We start from the raw sequence: 23,021 nt of genomic DNA, 5'->3' as shown, positions 1-23,021 counted from the left end.
CACGCATCATGAAACTGTAATACCGCCCGACGTCCCACGCCCCATGCCCTGCCGAACAGCCCGCCCGGAGGTCGCCATGAGCGCCACGCACGACGTGTTCAACCAGGCCCCGCCCCTGACCGGCTTCACCACCGCCGACGACCCCGCCCTGCTGGAGGCCCTGCGCCGCGACGGCGGCGCGTGGGGCGAGGCCGGGGTCCGCGAGCTCGGCGCCCGGGCCGGCACGGAGGAGGTGCAGGAGTGGGCCCGCACGGCCGAAGCACACCCCCCGGTGCTGCGCACGCACGACCGCTACGGCCACCGCATCGACGAGGTCGAGTTCCACCCCGCCTGGCACCGGCTGATGGCCGCAGCCGTCGAGAGCGGCCAGCACGCCGCCCCCTGGGCCGAGGCCCGCCCCGGCGCCCACCTGGTGCGCGCGGCGAAGTTCTACGTGTGGGCCCAGGCCGAGCCCGGCCACGGCTGCCCCGTCTCGATGACGTACGCCGCCGTCCCCGCACTCCGCGCCCAGCCGGAACTGGCCGCCGCCTACGAGCCACTGCTCGCCTCCCGCACCTACGACTACGGGCTGCGCCCGCCGCTCGGCAAGCAGGGCCTGATCGCAGGCATGTCGATGACGGAGAAGCAGGGCGGCTCGGACGTCCGCGCCAACACCACCACGGCCGTGCCCGCGGGCGACGGCTCGTACATCATCACCGGCCACAAGTGGTTCACCTCCGCGCCGATGAGCGACGTCTTCCTGGTCCTCGCCCAGGCTCCGGAAGGCCTGACCTGCTTCCTCATGCCGCGCGTGCTGCCCGACGGCACCCGTAACGCCATGCACCTGCAGCGGCTCAAGGACAAGCTCGGCAACCGCTCCAACGCCTCGGCCGAGATCGAGTACGAGCAGGCCGTGGCCTGGCCGGTCGGCGAGCCCGGGCGCGGCGTGCGCACGATCGTCGAGATGGTGAACATGACGCGGCTCGACTGCGTCATCGGCTCCGCGGCCGGCATGCGGGCCGGGCTGCGGCAGGCCCTGCACCACGCCGCGCACCGCAAGGCGTTCGGCGCCGAGCTGATCGACCAGCCCCTGATGCGCAACGTCCTGGCCGACCTCGCCGTGGAGTCGGAGGCCGCGACCGTGCTGGCGATGCGTCTCGCGGCGGCCCTGGACCGCTCCGAGGCCGGGGACGCCGCCGAGTCGGCGCTGCGCCGCCTGGGCCTCGCCGCCGGCAAGTACTGGGTGTGCAAGCGCGGCGCCACGCACGCCGCGGAGGCCCTCGAATGCCTGGGCGGCAACGGCTACGTGGAGGAGTCCGGCATGCCGCGGCTCTACCGGGAGGCCCCGCTGCTGTCCATCTGGGAGGGCTCGGGCAACGTCGCCGCCCTGGACGTCCTGCGGGCTCTGACGAAGGAACCGGCCGCCCTGGACGCCTACTTCGCGGAGGTCGGCGAAGCGGCGGGCGCGGACCCCCGGCTCGACGCGGCCGCCGCGCGCCTGCGGGACCTGCTCGGGGAGCTCACCGACCCCGGCCGCGCCCAGCTCCTGGCCCGGCGCCTGGCCGAGCAGCTGACGCTCGTCCTGCAGGGCAGCCTGCTCGTGCGGCACAGCACGCCCGCCGTCGCGGACGCCTTCTGCGCCTCCCGGCTGGGCGCGGACTGGGGCAACGCCTTCGGCACGCTGCCGCCGGGCACGGACCTCGGGCCGATCCTGGACCGCGCGCTGCTGAAGGAGGCGCTGTGACCCCGGCCGCGAAACCCCCGGCCGCCACGACCCCGGACGCGACCGTGCGCACGGAGCGCCGCGGACCGGTCACCACCGTCGTCCTCTCCCGCCCGGAGGCCCGTAACGCCGTGGACGGGCGGACCGCCGCCGCACTGGCCGACGCCTTCCGGGCGTTCGAGGCGGACGAGAGCGCCCTCGTCGCCGTGCTGTGGGGCGAGGGCGGCACCTTCTGCGCCGGGGCCGACCTGAAGGCGTTCGGCGGCGAGCGCGGCAACCGCGTCGAGGCCGGCGGGGACGGCCCGATGGGCCCCACGCGGCTGCGGCTGTCGAAGCCCGTCGTCGCGGCGGTCAGCGGGCACGCGGTCGCGGGCGGCCTGGAACTGGCGCTCTGGTGCGACCTGCGCGTGGCCGAGGAGGACGCCGTCTTCGGCGTCTTCTGCCGCCGCTGGGGCGTACCGCTGATCGACGGCGGCACGGTCCGCCTGCCCCGCCTGATCGGCACGAGCCGCGCCATGGACATGGTGCTGACGGGCCGCCCGGTTCCGGCGGCCGAGGCGTACGCGACGGGGCTCGCCAACCGCGTGGTCCCCACGGGCACGGCCCGCGCCGCCGCGGAGCAACTGGCCGCGGACATCGCCCGGTTCCCCCAGGGCTGCCTGCGTGGCGACCGCGCCTCCGTGCTCGACCAGGAGGGCCTCACCGAAGAGCAGGCGATGGCGGCCGAGTTCACGTACGGCCGGGCGTCGCTGGCCGGGGCCGTCGAGGGCGCCGCGCGCTTCGCCGCGGGCGCGGGCCGGCACGGGGACTTCACGGACCTGTGAGACGGCGGGCACGAACGGCCGGCACGGACGGCTGACAGGACGGCCCACCCGGGGTGAACCCCCGCACATAAACCACACAGTTCTTCACCCCTTCGATGGGATTGGCCCCCTCGTAGGGCAGTTGAGGGCTGGACGACCGCGAGGATCTCCCCGTGAGCGGATGGGTGCGCGCCGGGCGCGCGGGGATCGTGGCCTTCGCGGCCGTAATGGCGACGACCGGGGCCGGCCCCGCTCCGGGGGCCGACGACCCCGGTCCCGGCGGGCCCGTCCGGGCCGGCGGGGAGCGCCCGGCGCCCGGGCCGGCGGCCGAGACCCTGCGCGGCGTCTCCCGCCTCCGCCCGGGCTCCGGCACTGTCACGTACGACCTCGACCCCGGACCCGACGGCGCTCCGGGGCACGGCGGCGCTCGCGGGCGGCTCGGCTTTCCCGTCCCGGGCGGTGTCCCCGGTCACGGCCGCATCCGTGCCGGGACCGGCGGCCCCGGCGGCGACGCCGCCGCCGCGGGGATCGACCACCGGCCCGGCTGCCTGAGGGTCGGAGCCCGTGCCGGCGCCGCCTCCGCCACGATCGTCATCGGATGCGGCCGGGCTCCGCGCCCGGTCACCCCGGCCGCCCCGCGACCGCCCGTGCCCGCCCCCACGCCGCCCGAGTACGTACCGCCGCCCCCGCCCCGCCCGGCACCGGCGCAACTGCGCGCTCCGGCGCCCCGGCCCGCGCCTCCGCCGCCCCCGGCACCGCGGCAGCTCGCCGCCCCGCGCAGTGAACCACCACCCGCGCCCGAAGTCCCGCCCGCGCCCCCGCACATCGTTCCGCGCGCCTACCACGCGTCCGCCGCGCATCCGCCCGAGGGCGGGGCGTCCCTGGTCACCCTCACCCTGCTGCTGACCGCACCGGCCGTGCTCGCCGCGGCGATGCTGCGGCCGCGCGGCGGCGGTGGCGGCGGCGGTCGCCGCTCCTGACGTCCGTACGCCCCTGAGGCGCGGTACGTCCGCACCGCCGCCGTCCCGTTCCCGCTTCCCCGCTCTCGTCTTCCGGAGGTTTCCCTTGTCCGAGTGGCTGGTCCTGGTCCTCGCCATGGCCGCGGCGTGCGCGGTCGTGCTGACCATCACCGTGCTCCGGGAGCGCAGGCGCGGCGAGGACGACGACCCGAGCGAGACGCCCGACGTCATCGAGTACATGACGATGATGATGGGCGTCGTCTACGCCATCGTGCTGGGCCTGGCCATCGCCGGCGTCTGGGAGGCCCGTAACAGCGCCCAGGACCAGGTCCGCGCCGAGGCCCAGGCACTGCACGAGGTCACCGAGCGGGTGCAGGCGTACGCGCCGACGGCCCGGGACCGCACGCGCGAGGACGTCAACACCTACGTGAGCTACGTGGTGCACAAGGAGTGGCCGGTGATGCTCAAGCGCGGCGAGCTGACCGACCGCGGCGCCCTGCTGCTGGACAAGGTGCGCGAGGACCTGACCTCGTACGAGCCGCGCAACGATCACGAGGGCCAGTCCTACCAGCCGCTGCTGGACCAGATCGGCGCTGCGGACGCCGCGCGCAACGCCCGGGGGCAGAACGCGGGCGACACCATGCCGGGCGTGGTGTGGTTCGGCCTGGTCGCGGGCGCGCTGATCGCGGTGGGGATGATCTTCACGCTGCAGATCCGGCGCTCGCCGCGCGAGCTGCTGCTGGCCGGCCTCTACAGCGCCCTGATCGCCTTCCTGCTCTTCCTGATCTGGGACTTCAACTCGCCCTTCGGCCACACCGTCGCCGAATCCACCGGGCCGTTCACCGATCTGTTCGCCGTCTGACGGGCAGGTGCTTGAGGCCGTTCTGGAAGTTCGACGTCAGGCGCACCGGCTCGCCCGCCCGCTCCAGGCCGGGCAGCCGGTCCAGGACGGCCCGCAGCACGGCGCGCATCTGGGCGCGGGCGAGGTGGGCGCCGGGGCAGAAGTGTGTCCCGTAGCCGAAGCTGACGTGGTCGTTGGGGGTGCGGGTGACGTCGAAGCGGTCCGGGTCGGGGAAGACGCGCTCGTCGCGGTTGGCGGAGGGGTGGAAGACGGCGACCTTCTCGCCGCGCCGGATGAGCCGCCCGCCGAGCTCGGTGTCGCGGGCGGCGGTGCGCCGGAAGTGCACGACCGGCGGCCAGTAGCGCAGCATCTCCTCCACGGCCGAGGGGATCAGCTCCGGTCGGCTGCGTAAGAGCGCGAACTGGTGCGGGTGGTCGAGGAGCGCCAGCAGGCCGCCGGGCAAGGCATTGCGCGGGGCCTCGCTGCCCGCGACCGCGAAGAGGAAGAACATCATCTCGAACTCGTCCCGGGTGAGGCCGCCTTCGCGCATCAGCGCCATCACGCTGCCGGGCGCGGGCCGCTCGGCCAGGGCGTGGGCGTAGTGGAACATGTCGGCCAGGGCCTCGCGCGAACGGGGGTTGACCGGACGGCCGTCGGGACGGGTCCGCGGGGCGGGGCGGAGGGCGAGGGCCGCACGCCCCATGGGGGTGAGCCCCTCCCGGACGGCCGTGTCCGACAGCGCGTAGTCCGCATCCTGGTAGCCGACGATCCGGTTCGCCCAGTCGTGGATCAGCGCCCCGTCCTGCTGCGGCACGCCCAGGACGTGCGCCAGGGTGTGCACGGGAAGCTCCGCGGAGAGCTCCGCGAAGTCCGCCTCGCCGCGTTCCGCGATGCGCTCGACCAGCGCCCGGGCCCGCGCATCGATCACCGCCTCCAGCTCGCGGACGGCGCGCGGGGTGAGGGCCGAGGCGACGATCCGGCGCAGCCGGCCGTGGCCGGGCGGGTCCTGGTTGAGCATCGTGGTCCGGACGAACCGCAGGTCCGCCTCGGTGTCCGGGTCGCGCAGCTGGGTGGCGCCCAGGTGCGAGGAGAACGTCTCGGGGCTGCGCAGGACGTGCTTGACGTCGGCGTGCCGGAAGACCGCCCAGAAGCCGGGGCCCGGCGGCCAGGGGCCGACGGCCGGTTCGCCGATCCGGCACACGGGGCTCTTCTCCCGCAGCTCCCGGAAGCGGGCGTACGGCACGCCGCGGGCGTAGGTGCCGGGCAGGAAGACGTCGGCGGTCACCTGTTCTACGGTCACGCGGGGACCGTAGACCCTCCTCTGGCGGGCGGGTCAAGGGCTCGCCACAATATGGGGGTGACCATCGGCCGGTACGGCGGACGGAGGTACGGACAGTGACGGAAACCAGGCCCTGCAGGGCGGGCCCGCCCCGCGTCGTCGACGAGGCCGAGGCGGACGCCCTGGTCCGCGGGATCTGTTTCAAGACGGGCCCGCCGCGGTTCCTCGGCGTCGAGCTGGAATGGCTCGTCCACGACCTGCAGGATCCCTCCCGGCCCGTCTCCCCCCGCCTCCTGGCAGCCGCCGCCGACCGGCTGCGGACACTGCCCCTGAAGTCCCTGATCACCATCGAGCCCGGCGGCCAGCTGGAGTTCAGCTCCCGGCCCGCGGAGTCCCTCACCGCCTGTGCGGAGGAAGTCTCCGCCGATCTGGCCACTGCCCGCCCCGTGCTCCGCTCCCTCGGCCTCTCCCTCGCCGGCTACGGCAAGGACCCCTGGCACCCCCCGCGCCGCGTCCTCACCACACCCCGCTACCGGGCCATGGAGGACTTCCACGACCACTGGGGCGGCGCCGGTCGCACCGTGATGACGAAGACCGCCTCCGTGCAGGTCTGCGTGGACGCCGGGCACGAGGAGCCCGGGCCGCTCGGCTTCGGCCGGCGCTGGCGGCTGGCGCACCTGCTGGGCGCCGTCCTCGTCGCCGCGTTCGCCAACTCCCCCCTCGACGGGGGCCGCCCCACCGGCTGGCGTTCCACCCGCCAGGCCTGCTACGAGCGCATGGACCCCGGCCGCACCCTGGCCCCGGCCGAGGACTTCGACCCGCGGGCGGCGTGGGCCGCGTACGCCCTGGACGCCCGGATCATGTGCGTGCGGTCCGGCGACGAGGGCCCGTGGGAGCCGCCCTGGGGCCTGGACCTGCGCGGCTGGACCCGTACGGGACACCCCCGGCCCGCCACCGACGACGACGTCGCCTACCACCTGACCACGCTGTTCCCCCCGGTGCGGCCCCGGGGCCACCTGGAGCTGCGCATGATCGACGCGCAGCCCGGCGAGGACGGCTGGCTGGTGCCGCTGGCCGTCACGGCCGCCCTCTTCGACGACCCCGTGGCCGCCGAGACCTCCTACCGGGCCGTGAAGGCCCTCGCGGACACGGCGGGCCCGGAGCCCGCGCCGCGCAACGCGCTCTGGCGCAACGCCGCCCGCCACGGCCTGGCCGACCCCGAGCTGCAGGCCGCCGCCGTCACCTGCTTCGCCGCCGCCCGCGAGGCCCTGCCCCGGCTCGGCGCGGGCCCCCGCATCCTGGACGCCGTCGACGCCTTCACCGGGCGGTACGTCGACCGCGGCCGCTGCCCCGCCGACGACCTCCTCGACCGGTTCACCGGCGGGTACCGGGCCGGCGGCAAGGCCCCGCGCGCCGGCGAGGACCACGCCACCGGCAAGGAGAGCCCCGCATGACCGCACCCGGCCCGGACCCCGACGTCCTCCGCCGGCGCGCCACGGGCGCCCTGCTCCGCGCCCGTGCGCGCACCGGGCTCCTCACCGGCTGCGTCGACGACCGCGACCTGACCGCCCAGCACTCGCCCCTGATGTCCCCGCTGGTGTGGGACCTGGCGCACATCGGCAACCAGGAGGAGCAGTGGCTGCTGCGCGCCGTGGGCGGGCACGAGGCGCTGCGCCCGGAACTGGACCCGCTCTACGACGCGTTCGAGCACCCGAGAGCCGCGCGGCCCGCGCTGCCGCTGCTGCCGCCCGCCGAGGCGCGCAGCTACGTCGCGAACGTCCGCGGCCGGGTCCTGGACGTCCTGGAGGCGACCCCGTTCAACGGCCGCCCGCTGACGGCTTCGGGGTTCGCGTTCGGCATGATCGCCCAGCACGAGCAGCAGCACGACGAGACCATGCTGATCACTCACCAGCTGCGCCGGGGCCCGGCCGCGCTCGGTGCGCCCGAGCCGCCGCCCGCCCCGCCGGACGCCGCGCTGCTGCCGTCCGAGGTGCTGGTCGAGGGAGGCCCGTTCACGATGGGGACCTCGGCCGAGCCGTGGGCCCTGGACAACGAACGGCCCGCCCACCACCGCTTCGTGCCGTCGTTCTTCATCGACACGCTGCCCGTGAGCAACGCCGCCTATCTGCGCTTCATCGAGGACGGCGGCTACGGGGACGCGCGCTGGTGGCATCCCGAGGGGTGGCGGCACGTCCGCACCCACGAGCTGACGGCCCCGCTGTTCTGGCGGCGCTCGGGCTCCGGCTGGCTGCGGCGGCGCTTCGGCACCGTAGAGCCCGTACCGCCCGACGAGCCGGTCCTGCACGTGAGCTGGTACGAGGCCGCGGCCTACGCCGCGTGGGCCGGGCGGCGGCTGCCCACCGAGGCCGAGTGGGAGAAGGCCGCCCGCCACGACCCCGGCTCGGGCCGCTCCCTGCGCTATCCGTGGGGCGACGCGGACCCCACTCCGGACCACGCCAACCTCGGCCAGCGCCACTTGCGCCCGGCGCCCGTCGGCGCCTACCCCGGGGGCGCCTCGCCGCTGGGCGTCCGGCAGCTGATCGGCGACGTGTGGGAGTGGACGTCCAGCGACTTCCTGCCCTACCCGGGCTTCAGGGCCTTCCCCTACCGGGAGTACTCGGAAGTGTTCTTCGGCAGCGCCCACAAGGTGCTGCGCGGCGGGTCCTTCGCCGTCGACCCGGTCGCCTGCCGGGGCACCTTCCGCAACTGGGACCTGCCGGTCCGCCGGCAGATCTTCGCCGGCCTGCGCACCGCACGCGACGCCGAGCCCGCCTGATGTGCCGTCACATCGCCGTCCTGGGCCCGCAGGAGCCCCTCGGCGCGAGCCTCGCCGATCCGCCGCACTCCCTGGTGCGCCAGTCCTGGGCACCGCGGCGGCAGCGCCACGGCACGGTGAACGCGGACGGCTTCGGCGTCGGCTGGTACGCCGAAGGCGACCCCGTGCCCGCCCGCTACCGGCGCGCCGGACCCGTCTGGGCGGACCTGTCCTTCGCCGACCTCGCCCGGGTCGTCCGCACCGGCGCGCTGCTCGCCGCCGTCCGGGACGCCACCGCGGCGGACGCGGACGGCGAGGCCGCCGCCGCGCCCTTCACCGCCGGACCCTGGCTCTTCAGCCACAACGGCGCGGTGGCCGGCTGGCCGGACACCGCCGCGCCGCTCGCCGCCCTGCTGCCCCCCGAGGCGCTCCTGCGGCTCGCGGCCCGCTGCGACGCGGCCCTCGTGTGGGCCCTCGTCGAGCACCGGCTGCGCGGCGGGGACGCCCCCGGCGGCGCCCTGGCCGACACCGTCGCGGAGCTCGCCGAGGCCGCCCCCGGATCCCGGCTCAACCTGCTGCTCACGGACGGCACCTCCATCGCCGCCACCGCCTGGGGGGACACCCTCTGGTACCTGGCGGACCCCGGCGGCCGCACGGCCGTCGCCTCCGAGCCCTACGACGACGACCCGCGCTGGACCGAGGTCCCCGACCGCACCCTGCTCACCGCGACCCGCACCGACGTCACCCTGTCACCGCTCAAGGAGCCCTGCCCGTGAGCCCGTTCGCCCTGACCCGCACCCTCCCCGCCGACGCGACCGCCGCCGCCCTGCGCGCCGACGTCGCCACGGGCCTGACCCGCACGCCCAAGGAGCTCCCGCCGAAGTGGTTCTACGACGCGCGCGGCAGCGAGCTGTTCGACGAGATCACCCGCCTGACCGAGTACTACCCCACGCGCGCCGAACGGGAGATCATCATCGCCCGCGCGGACGAGATCGCCGCGGCCACCCGCGCCCGCACCCTCGTGGAGCTCGGCTCCGGCTCCTCCGACAAGACCCGCCACCTCATCCGCGCCCTGGCCTCCCTCGACCACTACGTGCCCGTCGACGTCAGCGAGAGCGCCCTGACCGGCGCGGCCGAGGGCCTGCTCGCCGGCCACCCGGAGCTGACGGTGCACGCCCTCGTCGCCGACTTCCAGTACGGCCTGCACCTGCCCGCCACCCCCGCGCCGCGCCTGCTCGCCTTCCTCGGCGGCACGATCGGCAACCTGCGCCCGCAGGAACGATCCGCCTTCTTCGCCGCCGTCCGCGCCGAACTCGCCCCCGGCGACGCGCTGCTGCTCGGCACGGACCTGGTCAAGGACGAGCGCACGCTTCTGCGGGCCTACGACGACGCGGCGGGCGTGACCGCCGCCTTCAACAAGAACGTCCTCACCGTCATCAACCGCGAGCTGGAGGCCGACTTCGACCCGGACGACTTCGACCACGTCGCCCTGTGGGACCCCCGGCAGGAGTGGATCGAGATGCGGCTGCGGGCCCGCGCCGCCCTCGTCGCCAAGATCCCCGCGCTCGACCTCGCCGTCCACTTCGCCGCCGGCGAGGAGCTGCGCACGGAGATCTCCGCCAAGTTCCGCGAGTCCGGGGTGCGCGCCGAGCTGGCGGCGGCCGGCCTGGAGACCACCCACTGGTGGACGGACGAGGAAGGGCGGTTCGCCCTGTCGCTGTCGGCGCCCGCCGCCGGTTAGCCTCCCGGTGTGAACGGTGATGCGAACGGCGGGCGGGCCTGGCCCGCCGCCGGCACGCGCTGCTCGCGATCGTCTACGTCCAGCCGCTCCTGGCGGGCGGCGCGGCGCCGGGCGCACACCAGGGCCTCGTCCAGGCGGCCGACGACCTCAAGGCCGACGCGGTACGGCTGGTGAAGGCGGGACGCCGGCCCGTCACCGTGGTGCCGTAGCCGCCCGGAGGAGTCACGGCCGAGTCACGGCCCGTCGTACGGCGTGCGGGCCACCTCCGGCGTCTCCGTGTCGAGCGGGACGGACCCGGAGCGGACGAGGCCGAGCTGGACGCCCTGGCGGGGCAGGAGCGCGTCGAGGAGCCAGTCGGCGGCGACGCGGATGCGGTTGCCGGGCATGGCCGCCAGGTGGTAGCCGCGGGTGACGGCACTGGCCAGGGGCCCGGAGAGCGGGATGTGCAGCGGGTCGGCCGCGGCCTGCACGCCGCCGAGGTCGACGGTGAAGCCCAGGTCGCGGTGGCGGTAGGAGCGGCGCTCGCCGCGCCCGTAGGACGCGGCGATGTTACGGCCGGCGGTCCGGCCCTGCCGCTGGGCGTGCTGGGCGGTCATCGGGGTGTACTCGCCGGGCCGGGTGAGGTCGGGCACGGCCGCGGCGTCGCCGCAGGCGAAGACCTCCGGGTACCCGGGGACGTTCAGGTACTCGTCCACGCACAGCCGCCCCCGCTCGGTGGGCAGGCCGAGGCCGGCGACCAGCGGGTCGGGGCGCACCCCCACGCACCAGACGAGGGAGCGCGTCGGGACGAACTCCCCGTCGTCCAGGTGCACGCCCTCCCGGGTGGCCTCCTTGACGGACGTGCCCGTACGGACCTCGACGCCGCGGCGGCGCAGCACCCGGTCCGCGGTGCGCGAGAGGCGCTCGTCCAGCTCGGGCAGGACCCGCGGGGCGAGGTCCAGGAGCACCCAGCGGGGGCGGGCGCCCGCCTCGCGCAGGGCGCTGTTGCGGCGCACCAGCGAGTCGGTGAACAGCACGCCGTGGGCGGCCACTTCGGTGCCGGTGTACCCCGCTCCGACGACCACGAAGGTCAGCCGTGCGGTGCGCTCCTCCGCATCGGCCGCGGCACCGGCCAGCTCGGTCTGGCGCACGACGTGGTCGCGCAGGTAGAGGGCCTCGGGCAGGCCGCGGAAGCCGTGGGCGCGCTCGGCGACGCCGGGCACGGGCAGCAGTTTGTTGACGCTGCCCACGGTCAGCAGCAGCCGGTCGTAGGCCAGGGTGCCGCGGTTGCCCTCGGGGTCGGCGTACCCGATGCGCCGGCCGTCGAGGTCGACCGTGTCGACCTGGCCGAGGACGAGCCGGACCCTCGGCAGGGTCCCGGTCAGCGACACCGAGACCCTGCGCGGCTCGAGGATGCCGGCCGCAACCTCGGGGAGGAGGGGCAGGTAGAGGAAGTAGTCGTGGGGATTGACGAGCACGATCTCGGCGGCGCCGCGCGCCGTGCGGGACAGCTCGCGGGCGGCCTGGTAGCCGGCGAATCCGGCTCCGACGACGACGATCCGGGCTCGGCTGCTCACTGACGGCTCCTGTGGTCCTGTGGTCCTGTGATCCGGTGTGCCGGGAAAGACGGGCGAGGGGGCAGAGGTACGGGTGCGGGTGCGGGAAGCGGCACTCCTCCGCGTAACCGGCCCGGCGGAGGCCCAAACGGGGGCCGGGGCCGGGAACCGGACACATCTGCAAGTCGCCTATTCCGGTCGTATACAGAACTGCACGATTGTGCAGTGGTTCGTGGCGTGACGCTCCCGGGCGCGGCCCGCCGGGCAAGCACTGGACAGGCCCTTGGACGGGCACGGGACGAGCGAGGGGCCGGGCATACCGTGGTGGGCGACGAATACATCAGTTGGCGCAATCATTTCCTGCTGCTCCTCGACCGCATCCCGACGCCGATCGCGGTCTGCCGGCCGGACGGCGAGGTCACGGTCGCGAATCCGGCCATGGCCGCCGAGTGGGGCACTTCGCCGGTCCGCCTGCGCGGCCGGAACCTGCACGAGATGTTCCGGCCGCGCCTTCCGGGCCGGCTCGACCGGCACATCGAGGCCCTGCGGCTCGGCCGCCGGCCCCGTCACCCGATCGAGGTGCGCTGGCTGGCGGGCGCGGGGGGCGTCGAACGGGAGGGGGAGCTGCTCGTGGACCCGGTCGGGGACGGCTTCCCGCCGAGCCCGATGCTGCTGGCGGTGCTCCGGGTGCGGGCGGGCGAAACCGTAGCGCGCCCGGCGGAACCGGCCGCCGAGGTGAGTGTGGTCGAGGGGCACATCCTGGCGCTGGCCGCCGCGGGGGCGACGACCGCCGCCATCGGCAAGGCGGTCGGGCTGACCGTGGACGGCGTCAACTACCACCTGACCCGGCTCACCCGCCGCTGGCGCGTGCCCAACCGTACGGCGCTGGTGGCCAAGGCGTACGTCCTCGGCGTGCTCTCGACGCGGGAGTGGCCTCCCGCGCCCTCCCCTCAGCGCACCCGCGGCGGCGCGTGCCGCAGCACGCAGTCGCCGCACATCCCGCCGGGCAGCACCCGGTAGTAGAGACAGCAGGTGCTGCGCACGAAGGACGGCGCGGAGCGCGGCGCGGGGCCCGGGACGAGGGTGCCGGACCCGTGCAGGAGCGGGTCGGCGAGCACGGCGCGGGCGAGGTCCACGGCGCGGGCCGCGTCCTGCGGGCGGCCCCGGTCGCGGCACCAGGTGTGCAGCACGCGCAGGGAGCCCGCGAGCGATGACGCCGCGTTGCCCCACAGCAGGCGCCCGGAGACCGGGACGACCGTGCGGGTGAGGGCGTGCAGGTCCGCCAGCGGGCCGCGCAGGACGTGCTCGCGGAGGGATCCGGCCGGGTCTCCGGCGGCGCCCGGCAGGGCCGTGGGGCCGGGCAGCCACAGGTCGTCCGGCGCGGTGCGGGCCGGGTGCCAGCGCAGCCGGCCGAGGTCGGGGATCTCGCCGGCGAGCACGGCCGAGCCCAGGGCGACGGACAGCAGCCGCCCGGCGATGCCCTGGTAGGCGACGGACGCGGCCACGCGCCGGTCCTCCGTCCCCAGGCGCACGGCGACGGTCTCCACGCGTGCGCGCACGGCCTCCTCGCCGAGCGGCAGGTACTCCCCGGAGGCCCCTCCGAGCGCCTCGGGCGCCTCTTCGGCCCTCAGGGCGAAGAACGGTCCTACGGAGGCGAGTCCGGTCAGGCGCATGGGTGAGGCGGTTCCGTTCGGTCGGCTGAAGCGCCGCCCACCGTACACGGGGCATGACAAGGGGGCCACGGTGCCGGGGCGCCGCCGGAGGTGGGGGTCGCCACGTCTGGCGCGCGGGGCATCATGACAGCACGTCACGCACTCGATACCCTCAGCGCCGACAACGATGTCGGCATCCTACGTGGCGTCACCAGAGGGGCGTGGACGATGAGATGGACCGGACACCTGCGCTCGCGCACCTGCGCGGCCGCAGTCGCTCTCGCAGCGGTACTGGGCGGGGGCTCGCTAGCGGCCCCGCGGCCGGCCGCCGCGGCCGACGGCCTGACCGGCCTGGTCAACCCCTTCATCGGCACCCAGAACGAGGGCAACACCTTCCCCGGAGCCGCCGTGCCGTTCGGCATGGTGCAGCTCTCCCCCGACACCGGCCACAGCACGGGCTACGACTACAAGCACGACCACATCCGCGGCTTCAGCACCGTGCACCTGTCCGGGGTGGGCTGCCGCCTCGGCGGCGACCTGCCCGTGCTGCCCACCACGGGTGACGTCACGCGCACCGACAACGCCCGCTACGCCGCCGCCTTCAGCCACCGCGACGAGAGCGCCCGCCCCGGCTACTACCGGGTCGGGCTGTCCTCCTACGGCGGCATCACCGCCGAGCTGACCGCGGGCCGCCGCACCGGCCACCAGCGCTACACCTTCCCGGCCACCGGCAAGGCCAACGTGCTGCTCAACACCGGGCAGTCGCTGCATCGCACGGTCTCCACCACCGTCGAGGTCCTCGACTCCCGCACCGTCCGCTCCGCCGTCACCGGCCGCGGCTTCTGCCAGGACACGCGCCCGTACACGGTGTACACGATCACCCGCTTCGACCGGCCCTTCACCACCTTCGGCACCTGGAACGGCGACAAGGTCTCCGAAGGCACCCGCAGCTCCACCTCCGCCGGCCGCAACGGCGCCTGGGTGCGCTTCGACACCACCCGCGACCGCACGGTGGAGGCCACCACCGCCATCAGCTACGTCGACGCCGCCGGCGCCGCCGGCAACCTGCGCGCGGAGGACGACGGCTTCGACCGCACGGCCCGGGCCGCGCGCGAGGCGTGGGAGCGGCGCCTGGACGACGTCCGCGTGCAGGGCGGCGCGGCGGCGCTGCGCCGCACCTTCTACTCCTCGCTGTACCGCGCCTTCCTCGCCCCCACCGTCGGCAGCGACGCCGACGGCCGCTACACCGGCTGGGACGGCAGGATCCACCGCGCCCGCGGCTTCACCTACTACCAGAACTGGTCCCTGTGGGACACCTACCGCACCCAGGCGCAGCTGCTCGCGCTGCTGGCGCCGGACGAGTCGCGGGACATGGCGCTGTCGGTGCTGCAGGTCGAGAAGGACGGCGGCTGGCTGCCCAAATGGGGCTACGGCACGGTCGAGACGAACATCATGACCGGTGACCCGGTCACCCCCTTCCTCACCAACGCCTATCAGCACGGTCTGCTCAAGGGCCACGAGGAGGAGGCCTACCGGGCCCTGAAGAGGAACGCCGACGGGGTGCCGCCCAAGGACTCCCCGTACGTGGGCCGGGACGGCAACGACCGCTACATCCGCGACGGTTACGTGCCCTGCGTGCCCGGCAGGCCCAAGGAGAAGCCGGGCGACTCCGACCTCCACCAGGGCGGCTCGGCGACCCTGGAGTACGCGCTGGCCGACGGGATGCTCGCGAAGATGGCCCGCTCCCTGGGCCACCGCGCCGACGCCGAGCGCTACGCGGCCCGCTCCCGGAACTACCGCAACGTCTACGACCCCGCCACGGGCTTCTTCCGGGCCCGGGGCGCCGACGGCGCGTTCATGGGCCCCGCCGACCCGGCGAAGAGCGTCTGCTTCCACGAGGGCACCGCGTGGCAGTACCAGTGGCTGGTGCCGCAGGACCTGCCGGGGATGATCGGCCTGATCGGCGGCAAGGCGGCGGCGAACACCCGGCTCGACTCCTTCTTCGCCTACGACCGGCTGCTGAAGGACCCGGCGCGCACCGCCCGCGAGGTGTGGGTCCACGGCCCGTACGACTACTACAACGCCGACAAGTACAACCCGCAGAACGAGCCCGACCTCATCGCCCCGTACACGTACCTGTCGACCGGACAGCCCTGGAAGACGACGGACGTGGTGCACGCCGCGCTCACCCTCTTCACGGACGCGCCGACCGGGATGACCGGCAACGACGACCTGGGCACGATGTCGGCATGGATGGTGCTCTCGGCCATCGGCGTCTTCCCCGTCCAGCCGGGCGCGGACGTGTGGGGGATCAGCACCCCGGTGTTCGGCCGGGTGGACCTGGATCTCGGCGGCGAGCGGTTCACCGTGACCGCCCCGGGGACCTCCGACCGGCAGCGCTACGTGCAGTCGGTGCGCCTCGACGGCAAGGGGTACGGGCGCACGTACCTGACGTCACGGCAGATCACCGGGGGCGGGAAGCTGGACTTCACGGTCGGCGCGTCCCCCTCGGGCTGGGGCACCGAAGCCCGGGCGGTGGCGCCCGCCATCGGCTGAACCCTGCCCGCCGGCGCGGGGCGGCGCCTTCCGTCGCCGCCCGCGCCGGGCCATGATGTCGGCGATGATCCGCCGTCAGCGCCGACGAGAGGACATGACATGGCCGGGCTCCGGACGGGACATGGCGTGCTGCGCCGCAAACCGATCGAGACGATCGAAGAGGCGGAGGAGACCGAGGCGCACGGCGAACACCTGACCAGGACCCTGGGCCTGTGGCAGCTCACGGCGATCGGCGTCGGCGGCATCATCGGCGCGGGCATCTTCAGCCTCGCGGGCACCATCGCCAACGGCGTCGCCGGCCCGGCCGTGCTGATCTCCTTCCTTATCGCGGGCGTGGCGAGCGCGGCCGCGGCCTTCTCGTACGCGGAGTTCGCGGGCCTGATCCCGCGGGCCGGATCCGCCTACACCTACGGCTACGCGGTGCTCGGCGAGATCGGAGGCTGGTTCATCGGCTGGGACCTGCTGCTGGAGTACACGGCGATCGTCGCGGTCGTCGCCATCGGCATCTCCGGGTACATCAACTTCCTGCTCGGGGAGCTGAACGCCGAGCTGCCCGCCTGGATGCTGGGTGCGCCCGGAACGGGCGAGGGGCACCGGGTGGACCTGTTCGCCGCGGCGCTGTGCCTGCTGATCGCCTGGCTGCTGACCATGGGCATGAAGAACGCGGCCCGGTTCGAGACCGTGGTCGTCATCCTGAAGGTCCTGGTCGTGCTGCTGGTGGTCGTCGTGGGCTTCTTCCACGTCAAGAGCAGCAACTACACGCCCTTCTTCCCGTTCGGGGTCAGCGGGGCCTTCACCGGCGCCGCCACGGTCTTCTTCGCCGTCTTCGGCTACGACGCGATGTCCACGGCGGCCGAGGAGTCCAAGGACGCCCAGCGCCACATGCCGAAGGCGATCCTGTACTCGCTGGCGATCTCGATGGTGCTGTACGTGCTGGCCTGCCTGGTCCTCACCGGCATGCAGAACTACAAGGACATCGACAAGGCCAGCGGCTTCTCCACCGCCTTCAAGTCCGTCGGGCTCGGCGGCATCGCGGACGTCATCGCGGTCGGCGCGATCATCGGCATCCTCACCGTCATGTTCACCTTCATGCTCGGCGTGACCCGGGTGTGGTTCGCGATGAGCCGCGACGGGCTGCTGCCGAAGTGGTTCTCCAAGACGCACCCGACCCGGCACGTGCCGACGCGCGTGACCTGGATCGTGGGCGTGGCGTCGGCGGCCATCGCGGGCCTGGTGCCCATCGGCGAGGCCGCGGAGCTGACGAACATCGGCATCCTGCTGGCCTTCGCGGTCGTGTGCGCGGCCGTGATCGTGCTGCGCTACAAGCGGCCGGAGCTGCCGCGCTCGTTCCGCTGCCCCTGGGTGCCCGTGGTGCCCGGGATCGGGGTCGCCGCGTCGATCTGGCTGATCACCTATCTCGCCGTGGAGACATGGCTGCGGTTCGCGGTGTGGTTCGCGGTGGGGCTGGTGGTGTACTTCGCCTACTCCTACAAGCACTCCGAGCTCGCCCACGCGGACGCCCGCGGGATCCCGCGGGACTGAGCGTTTCCGCTCATTTCAGCAGGCGGGACAGCCTGCGGTCGGCCAGGGGCTTGCCGCCCGTCTGGCAGGTGGGGCAGTACTGCAGCGAGGAGTCGCTGAAGGACACCTCGCGGACGGTGTCGCCGCACACGGGGCACGGCTGCCCGGTGCGGCCGTGCACCCGCAGGCCGCTCTTCTTCTCCGCCTTCAGCTCGTCCGCGGCGTGGCCGCGCGCCCGCTCGACGGCCTCGTGCAGCACGGTGCGCAAGGCCCCGTACAGGGCGGCGGTCTCGTCCTCCGTCAGGCTCGCCGCGAGCTTGAACGGGGACATGCGGGCCGCGTGCAGGATCTCGTCCGAGTAAGCGTTGCCGATGCCCGCGATGACGCTCTGGTCGCGCAGGACGCCCTTGAGCTGCCGCCGCTCGTCGCGCAGCACGTCGGCGAAGGTGCCGAGGGTGAAGTCCGGGGCGAGGGGGTCGGGGCCGAGCCGGGCGACGCCGGGCACCTCGGAGACGTCCTGTACGACGTAGGCGGCGAGCCGCTTCTGGGTGCCCGCCTCGGTGACGTCGAAACCGCCGCCGCCCGTCAGCCGTACGCGCAGCGCCAGCGGGCCCTTGCCGGGGCGGGGCGGCGTCTCGGGCAGGCTCTCCTGCCAGCGCAGCCAGCCGGCGCGGGCCAGATGGAGGACGAGGTGCGGGCCGTCGCCGGTGGCGAGGTCGAGGAACTTGCCGTACCGGCGCACACCGCTGACCTCCCGCCCCTCCAGGGCGGTGAGCGGCGGATCGTAGGTCTTCAGCACACTCACGGCCACGGGCAGCACGCGCTCGACCGTACGCCCCACGAGACGCCCGGCAAGAAACCCGGCAAGAGCCTCGACCTCCGGCAGCTCCGGCATGGCTCCAGTCTGCCGCAGCGGAGAAACCCGGCAAGCGGGGCACGCACGACGGCTGCGCGGCGGGCGCGGCACGCCCGGCGTGCCGGGGCCGGCCGCTATCGCGCCGACAGACGGGGCGCGCCTTGCCCTGATAGCCCGGACGCACCCTGCCGCCGCCCGGCGGACAGCAGTCACGCGCTCCTCTCCCGCCGCAACGGCGATCAGCCACGACGGCGCGCTCCGGCGGTGCCCATGACACCACAGCCGCCATCCAGCGGAAGCGCAGGGAACGCCGCCACCCGAGCCCCCGCCCGCCGCGCGGCGAACAGCAACAAACAACAGTCACCGCACCCCTCCCCCGCCGCAACGGCGACCAGCCACGTCGGCGCGCCCCGGCGGTGCCGGATCTGTCTCGGTCGTTCTTCGGCGGACCACGGCGTCAGCTGACGGGCGTGTCCCAGTCGACGCGGTAGGACGTCAGCCAGTCGTCGGTGCCGTCGGAGTTCGCGGGCGTCCGCGGCTGCTCGGGTGGGGTGGCGATGCGGCTCGCCATGGCGGCGCTGAGGGCCACCACGCGCTCCACGCGTTCGCGCCGCAGCCGTTCGTACGCGGCGAAGGCCTGCCGCGGGCCGGGCAGGTCGCGCAGGCAGCGGGCGAGGGTGACGCTGTCCTCGATGGCCATCGAGGCGCCCTGGGCGGCGTTGGGCGCGGTGGCGTGGACGGCGTCACCGACGAGGACCGCGCGGTCGCCGTGCCAGACGGGGAGGGTGGGGATGTCGTAGGCGTTCACGCCGACGACGGCGTCGCCGGTGGCGGCGACGAGGCCGGTCACGGGGGTGCGGTCGCCGGCGAACGCGTCCAGGACGCGCTGCCGCCACCCGGCGGGGGTGATCGCGGCCAGCACCGGCCGCGCCTGCTCGGGCGCGGGGATGTTGGCGAACCAGTACGTGGTGCCGTCCGGTGCGCCGGTGCAGCCGAAGAAGGCGCGCTGCCCGTAGACCATCCGGTAAGTGCGCTCGGGGACGGCGTGCCCGGCATCCCGCGTGCGGCCGCAGATCGTGAGCTGGCCGGTGTGGCGGGGCGGGGGCGCCGCGGGGTCGAGGAGGGTGCGGGTGCGGGAGTGGATGCCGTCGGCGCCGACGAGGACGTCGCCTTCGGCGCGGGTGCCGTCCGCGAAGTACGCGACGACGCCGTCGGGGCCGGTGGTGGCGTCCACGAGGCGCTTGCCGTACACGACGCGCACGCCCCGGCGGACGGCTTCGTCGCGCAGCGCCCGGTAGAGCGCGGCGCGCTGCAGGGTGCGGGGGCTCAGGCCGTCGTCCCCGGCACCGGTGAGGGGCCGGGCGCCCAGCCGGTCCCCCGAGGGGCCGAGGAACTCGACGGTGTCGGCGGGGAAGGAGCAGTCGAGCACGGGCCCGTCGGCGCCGACGGCGCGCAGCGCCGCGAGGCCGTTGGCGAAGAGGACGAGGAACGCCCCGAGATGGTCCGCGCCGGTCGGATGGGCTTCGTGGACGGTCGCCTCGATGCCGGCGCGCCGCAGCGCCATCGCGGTGACGGGCCCGGCGATGCCGCCGCCGATGACCAGGGCGTGGGTCATGCTCCGAGCGTAGCCGGAGAGGGGGGCGGTGCGTCCAGAGTGCGTCGGCGCCTGCCCGGCGGGGCCGGTGCCCCAGGCGTCGGCGGCTCTCGGGGCATCCGCGAGGCGCGGAAGAGAACCCCGGCCGTGGCTGGGGTCCTTTGGTGTTCCGGGGGCGTCGGGCTACGCGGCGGCAGTACCGGCTTCCGCGCCGTGTTGCGCGTCAGCCGGTGAACCCCGGCACCACCAGGCCGGACTCGTACGCGATCACCACCGCATGGGTCCGGTTCTGCGCACCGAGCTTGGTCAGCACGTTCCCGACGTGCGTCTTCACCGTCTCCAGGCTCACCGTGAGCGACTTGGCGATCTCCGGGTTGGACAGACCCGTGGCCATCGACCGCAGCACCTCCTCCTCCCGCTCCGTCAGCGCCGCCTTCGGCAACGCCTCGGCACCGTCCAGCGGGCGGGCGGCGACCATCCGGCGCAGGGCCGCCGGGAAGAGGATCGCCTCCCCCGCCGCCACCACCCGTACCGCCTCGGCGATCTGCGGGACCGGAAGCCGCTTGAGCACGAACCCGCTGGCCCCGGCGCTGAGCGCGGCGGTCACGTAGCCGTCGTTCTCGAAGGTGGTGATCACCACGACCTTCGGCGGTCGGGCCGACTCGGCGAGCAGCCGCCGGGTGGCCTTGATGCCGTCGCACCGCGGCATCCGTACATCCATCAGGACCACGTCCGGCCGCAGCCGCCGCACCTGCTCGACGGCCTCGACGCCGTCGGAGGCCTCCCCGACCACCGCGATCCCCGGCTGCGCCGAGAGCAATGTGCGCAGACCGCTGCGGGTCACCGCGTCGTCGTCCGCGATCAAGAGTGTGACGGGGGTACTGGCAGGGCTGGTGGTAGCGGGGCCTGAGCCGGAGCCGGAGCCGGTCATGCCGACACCCGTACCGGCAGCCGGACCGCCAACCGCCAGTGCCGCGGCCCGTCCGGGCCGACCTCGATCTCACCGTGCAGCAGCCGCACGCGCTCGGCCAGCCCGGGCAGGCCGTGCCCGGACGTCCGGAAGTCACCCGCATCCGCACCCGCACCCGCACGCATGCCCGCACTCGCCCCATTGACCACACCGAGCTCCAGCCGGTCCGGCGCGACCGCCACCCGGACCCCGATCGGACCGCCCGTCCCGTGCCGCAACGCGTTCGTCAGCCCTTCCTGCAGAATCCGGTACGCGGCCCGGGAGAGCGTCCCCTGCACCTGCGCCGGCTCGCCCGACAGCTCCACCTCCAGCACCGCGCCCGCGTGCCGCAACCGGTCGAGCAGCTCGGGCAGGTCGGCCAGGGTCCGGGGCGGTGCCGTCTCCGCCTTCTCCTCGCGCAGTACGCCCAGTACGTAATCCAGGTCTTCCAGCGCGGCCCTGGCCGACTCCTCGATGCTGCGCAGCACGGCCCGCGCCGCCCCCGGGTCGGCGGAGAGCACCTCGCCCGCCACCGCCGCCTGGATCGTGGTCGCGGTCAGCGTGTGCCCGATCGAGTCGTGCAGCTCGTGGGCCAGCTTGTTGCGTTCGGCCAGCCGCTGCTCCCGCTCGGCCATCAGCGCGAGCTGCTCGGCCGACGAAGGACCCAAGAGCCTCGGCGCCAGCCACCGCAGCACGCTCGTCACCACCACGCACACGACCGCCGCCGACAGCAGGCAGCCGAGCGCCACCACCCAGCTCTGCCATCCGCCCTCGGACCGCAGCGACCTGCCGAACAGACTCAGCCCGGCTTCGGCTCCGAGCCATCCCCCGGGGAGGGCGATCCCCATGAGGATCAGCACACCGCTCGTCAGCGCCCCCGTCCACCCCAGCGCTACGTGCAGCAGCAGCCAGAGGGGAGTCCGCCAGTGGTCGGCGCCGGATGGCACGGCAGGGGACGGCAACGGCACCCTCAGAAGCTGGCGGGCGAACGCGATCAGCGCCCGCCGCGTGGTGCGGGCCAGCCCGACCGAGCCGATCAGTGCTGCCCAGACCAGGAGGACCAGGACGGCCTGCACACCATAGGGAGCGGATGGCCACGCCAGTGTCGGCAGCAGTGCGAAAGGCACCAGTGAAAGGCTCGCCAACGCGCCGCAATAGGCGAACAGCATGCCCGAATACGTGGAGCCGCGCAGCAGCGGCCGAAGTCCCCTGATCATGATCGCCCCAGTATGACCGGGCAGCTCACCGACGGCCTCCCCCGATCGAGGGAGCACTTTCTCCCGCCTTCCCGCGATGCGCATCCGCGACCCCGGAAGCCAGGATCGTGCCCTGAACAGTTGACCGGAGGACGTCTGATGAACACGCAAGGACTAGAGATGTCGCCGAATCACACGGCATCGACTCGGAACGGCCTGGCCGGGGCCGCCATGGTGCTGGGCGTCACCGGCTTGAGCACGTCGGTCGTCTTCATCGGCGGCCTGTTCGGCGGCATCGGCCTGATCTTGGGCATCGTCGCCCTGACGACGGCCAAGCGGACCGGTATCGGCCGGGGCAAGGCCCTCACCGGCGTGGTGACGTCGGCCATCGCGATCGTGGTGTCCGTCCTGGTAGCCGTCGTCTTCGTCTGGTACGCCAACAAGACGCAGGAGTGCTACCGGCCCGACAGTTTCCAGCAGTACACGCAGTGCGTCCACCAGCAGCTCACCGGGAATTGAACGGGAATCGACCGGGAATCGACCGGCGACGGGCGACTTCAAGTCCTCGATGGCCTCGCCGACGTCCCGCGCCCAAAAGGGCGGAAGGGCCCTTTCGGCAGTTACACCTGCAACGTCCACTGCTGTATCCGAGGCCTCCGCGGCCAAGGATCCTCTGCAGCAGTACACGCAACAGACGCCACGGTGGCAGCGCTGCGACGGGGAGCGTCGCGGTGCCGTCATGGGCCGCCCGGCGGCACGCGACGTACCACCTGGGCCGCACCCCGGCCGAGGTCCGCAAGACCTTCAAGCCGTGCGCCTTCTGGACGCCGGGCAGCGAGCCCGCCACCACGGTGGACAACAGCAGCAGAGTGCTGATCGTGCAGAACGAGTGGGACTCCCAGACGCCTCTGGCCACCGCCCGGGCCATGCACCGGGCCCTGCGCGGCTCCCGGATGGTCACCGTCGCCGGAGGAGGGGGGCACATCGTCCACGGCACCAACTCCTGTGCAGACAGGAGCGCCACGGTCTACCTGACCACGGGCAGGCTCCCGGCCAAGGACCTGACCTGTCCGCACGGACGG

Annotated in this window: 19 protein-coding genes and 2 pseudogenes; 14 read left to right on the top strand and 7 right to left on the bottom strand. The window is 74.3% G+C overall.

The window, feature by feature from the left end; genetic code table 11:
• Nucleotides 1-76: 76 nt before the first annotated feature.
• From FGW37_RS27695 to FGW37_RS27680, 4 genes are all read left to right on the top strand, one after another.
• Nucleotides 77-1,723 carry an acyl-CoA dehydrogenase family protein gene (locus tag FGW37_RS27695; protein ID WP_179083546.1) on the top strand — a complete coding sequence of 549 codons (1,647 nt, stop codon included), beginning with the start codon at nucleotides 77-79 and terminating at the stop codon, nucleotides 1,721-1,723.
• Nucleotides 1,720-2,526: a crotonase/enoyl-CoA hydratase family protein gene (locus FGW37_RS27690; protein ID WP_246430601.1), complete on the top strand. Its 807-nt coding sequence runs from the start codon at nucleotides 1,720-1,722 to the stop codon at nucleotides 2,524-2,526. Before FGW37_RS27695 ends, FGW37_RS27690 begins: the two co-directional genes overlap by 4 nt.
• Nucleotides 2,527-2,678: 152 nt before the next feature.
• Nucleotides 2,679-3,485 carry a hypothetical protein gene (locus FGW37_RS27685; protein WP_179083545.1) on the top strand — a complete coding sequence of 269 codons (807 nt, stop codon included), beginning with the start codon at nucleotides 2,679-2,681 and terminating at the stop codon, nucleotides 3,483-3,485.
• Nucleotides 3,486-3,570: 85 nt separating this feature from the next.
• The gene (locus tag FGW37_RS27680; RefSeq protein WP_179083544.1) at nucleotides 3,571-4,326 is read left to right on the top strand and encodes a bestrophin-like domain; all 756 of its coding nucleotides are present in this window, start codon (nucleotides 3,571-3,573) and stop codon (nucleotides 4,324-4,326) included.
• Here FGW37_RS27680 and FGW37_RS27675 read toward each other — a convergent pair.
• The gene (locus FGW37_RS27675; RefSeq protein WP_246430600.1) at nucleotides 4,304-5,605 is read right to left on the bottom strand and encodes a cytochrome P450; all 1,302 of its coding nucleotides are present in this window, start codon (nucleotides 5,603-5,605) and stop codon (nucleotides 4,304-4,306) included. The genes FGW37_RS27680 and FGW37_RS27675 overlap by 23 nt on opposite strands.
• 95 nt (nucleotides 5,606-5,700) lie before the next feature.
• Between FGW37_RS27675 and egtA the strand changes: the two genes are divergently transcribed.
• The 5 genes and pseudogenes from egtA to FGW37_RS27650 all read left to right on the top strand — a co-directional run.
• Nucleotides 5,701-7,038, top strand: a complete 1,338-nt coding sequence (gene egtA / locus FGW37_RS27670) for an ergothioneine biosynthesis glutamate--cysteine ligase EgtA (RefSeq protein ID WP_179083543.1) — start codon at nucleotides 5,701-5,703, stop codon at nucleotides 7,036-7,038.
• Complete coding sequence (gene egtB, locus FGW37_RS27665; RefSeq protein WP_179083542.1) at nucleotides 7,035-8,360, top strand: ergothioneine biosynthesis protein EgtB; 1,326 nt, start codon at nucleotides 7,035-7,037, stop codon at nucleotides 8,358-8,360. Before egtA ends, egtB begins: the two co-directional genes overlap by 4 nt.
• On the top strand, nucleotides 8,360-9,115 hold the full coding sequence (gene egtC, locus FGW37_RS27660; protein ID WP_179083541.1) for an ergothioneine biosynthesis protein EgtC: 756 nt from the start codon (nucleotides 8,360-8,362) through the stop codon (nucleotides 9,113-9,115). The genes egtB and egtC overlap by 1 nt, the downstream gene beginning before the upstream one ends.
• Nucleotides 9,112-10,080 (top strand): L-histidine N(alpha)-methyltransferase, encoded by a 969-nt coding sequence (gene egtD, locus FGW37_RS27655; protein WP_179083540.1) that lies wholly within the window; start codon nucleotides 9,112-9,114, stop codon nucleotides 10,078-10,080. The genes egtC and egtD overlap by 4 nt, the downstream gene beginning before the upstream one ends.
• Before the next feature lie 35 nt (nucleotides 10,081-10,115).
• Nucleotides 10,116-10,289: pseudogene (locus FGW37_RS27650) on the top strand (universal stress protein); the annotation flags it as partial.
• 24 nt (nucleotides 10,290-10,313) lie between these two features.
• On the opposite strand, the gene FGW37_RS27645 reads toward FGW37_RS27650, so the two are convergent.
• Nucleotides 10,314-11,636 carry an NAD(P)/FAD-dependent oxidoreductase gene (locus tag FGW37_RS27645; RefSeq protein ID WP_179083539.1) on the bottom strand — a complete coding sequence of 441 codons (1,323 nt, stop codon included), beginning with the start codon at nucleotides 11,634-11,636 and terminating at the stop codon, nucleotides 10,314-10,316.
• Nucleotides 11,637-11,936: 300 nt separating this feature from the next.
• On the opposite strand from FGW37_RS27645, the gene FGW37_RS27640 reads away from it, so the two are divergent.
• A complete protein-coding gene (locus FGW37_RS27640; RefSeq protein ID WP_179083538.1) occupies nucleotides 11,937-12,635 on the top strand; it encodes a PAS domain-containing protein in 699 nt (232 codons plus the stop codon).
• Here FGW37_RS27640 and FGW37_RS27635 read toward each other — a convergent pair.
• A complete protein-coding gene (locus FGW37_RS27635) occupies nucleotides 12,566-13,288 on the bottom strand; it encodes a (2Fe-2S)-binding protein (protein WP_179083537.1) in 723 nt (240 codons plus the stop codon). The genes FGW37_RS27640 and FGW37_RS27635 overlap by 70 nt on opposite strands.
• A 207-nt stretch (nucleotides 13,289-13,495) precedes the next feature.
• Here FGW37_RS27635 and FGW37_RS27630 point away from each other — a divergent pair, with 207 nt between their 5' ends.
• Nucleotides 13,496-15,823, top strand: coding sequence for a GH92 family glycosyl hydrolase (locus tag FGW37_RS27630; RefSeq protein ID WP_179083536.1), 2,328 nt, complete (start codon nucleotides 13,496-13,498; stop codon nucleotides 15,821-15,823).
• Between the two features lie 99 nt (nucleotides 15,824-15,922).
• Entirely contained in the window at nucleotides 15,923-17,365 is a 1,443-nt protein-coding gene (locus tag FGW37_RS27625; protein WP_179083535.1) for an amino acid permease, read from the top strand.
• A gap of 10 nt (nucleotides 17,366-17,375) precedes the next feature.
• Here FGW37_RS27625 and FGW37_RS27620 read toward each other — a convergent pair whose 3' ends face one another.
• The 4 genes from FGW37_RS27620 to FGW37_RS27605 form a co-directional block, all read right to left on the bottom strand.
• A complete protein-coding gene (locus tag FGW37_RS27620) occupies nucleotides 17,376-18,239 on the bottom strand; it encodes an Fpg/Nei family DNA glycosylase (protein WP_179083534.1) in 864 nt (287 codons plus the stop codon).
• Between the two features lie 418 nt (nucleotides 18,240-18,657).
• The gene (locus FGW37_RS27615) at nucleotides 18,658-19,815 is read right to left on the bottom strand and encodes an FAD-dependent monooxygenase (RefSeq protein ID WP_179083533.1); all 1,158 of its coding nucleotides are present in this window, start codon (nucleotides 19,813-19,815) and stop codon (nucleotides 18,658-18,660) included.
• A gap of 202 nt (nucleotides 19,816-20,017) precedes the next feature.
• A complete protein-coding gene (locus FGW37_RS27610) occupies nucleotides 20,018-20,725 on the bottom strand; it encodes a response regulator transcription factor (RefSeq protein ID WP_179083532.1) in 708 nt (235 codons plus the stop codon).
• On the bottom strand, nucleotides 20,722-21,960 hold the full coding sequence (locus tag FGW37_RS27605) for a sensor histidine kinase (protein ID WP_179083531.1): 1,239 nt from the start codon (nucleotides 21,958-21,960) through the stop codon (nucleotides 20,722-20,724). Before FGW37_RS27605 ends, FGW37_RS27610 begins: the two co-directional genes overlap by 4 nt.
• A gap of 159 nt (nucleotides 21,961-22,119) precedes the next feature.
• Between FGW37_RS27605 and FGW37_RS27600 the strand changes: the two genes are divergently transcribed.
• Both FGW37_RS27600 and FGW37_RS34225 read left to right on the top strand, forming a co-directional pair.
• Nucleotides 22,120-22,458 carry a DUF4190 domain-containing protein gene (locus tag FGW37_RS27600; RefSeq protein ID WP_179083530.1) on the top strand — a complete coding sequence of 113 codons (339 nt, stop codon included), beginning with the start codon at nucleotides 22,120-22,122 and terminating at the stop codon, nucleotides 22,456-22,458.
• Nucleotides 22,392-22,949, top strand: a pseudogene (locus tag FGW37_RS34225) (alpha/beta hydrolase); the annotation flags it as partial. The gene FGW37_RS27600 and the pseudogene FGW37_RS34225, both read left to right, overlap by 67 nt.
• Nucleotides 22,950-23,021 lie beyond the last annotated feature (72 nt).

This window comes from Streptomyces rectiverticillatus (assembly GCF_013394065.1).
GTDB classification, from domain to species: Bacteria; Actinomycetota; Actinomycetes; order Streptomycetales; family Streptomycetaceae; genus Streptomyces; species Streptomyces rectiverticillatus.
Note: the sequence above shows the minus strand (reverse complement) of the source record. Positions and strands in the feature narration are given on the sequence as shown.

Coding starts and splice junctions, on each gene's coding strand:
- FGW37_RS27625 (WP_179083535.1), top strand. CDS start 15,923: ATGGCCGGGCTCCGGACGGGACATGGCGTGCTGCGCCGCAAACCGATC.
- FGW37_RS27600 (WP_179083530.1), top strand. CDS start 22,120: ATGTCGCCGAATCACACGGCATCGACTCGGAACGGCCTGGCCGGGGCC.
- egtC (WP_179083541.1), top strand. CDS start 8,360: ATGTGCCGTCACATCGCCGTCCTGGGCCCGCAGGAGCCCCTCGGCGCG.
- FGW37_RS27695 (WP_179083546.1), top strand. CDS start 77: ATGAGCGCCACGCACGACGTGTTCAACCAGGCCCCGCCCCTGACCGGC.
- FGW37_RS27615 (WP_179083533.1), bottom strand. CDS start 19,815: ATGACCCACGCCCTGGTCATCGGCGGCGGCATCGCCGGGCCCGTCACC.
- FGW37_RS27635 (WP_179083537.1), bottom strand. CDS start 13,288: ATGCGCCTGACCGGACTCGCCTCCGTAGGACCGTTCTTCGCCCTGAGG.
- FGW37_RS27605 (WP_179083531.1), bottom strand. CDS start 21,960: ATGATCAGGGGACTTCGGCCGCTGCTGCGCGGCTCCACGTATTCGGGC.
- FGW37_RS27610 (WP_179083532.1), bottom strand. CDS start 20,725: ATGACCGGCTCCGGCTCCGGCTCAGGCCCCGCTACCACCAGCCCTGCC.
- egtB (WP_179083542.1), top strand. CDS start 7,035: ATGACCGCACCCGGCCCGGACCCCGACGTCCTCCGCCGGCGCGCCACG.
- FGW37_RS27630 (WP_179083536.1), top strand. CDS start 13,496: ATGAGATGGACCGGACACCTGCGCTCGCGCACCTGCGCGGCCGCAGTC.
- FGW37_RS27620 (WP_179083534.1), bottom strand. CDS start 18,239: ATGCCGGAGCTGCCGGAGGTCGAGGCTCTTGCCGGGTTTCTTGCCGGG.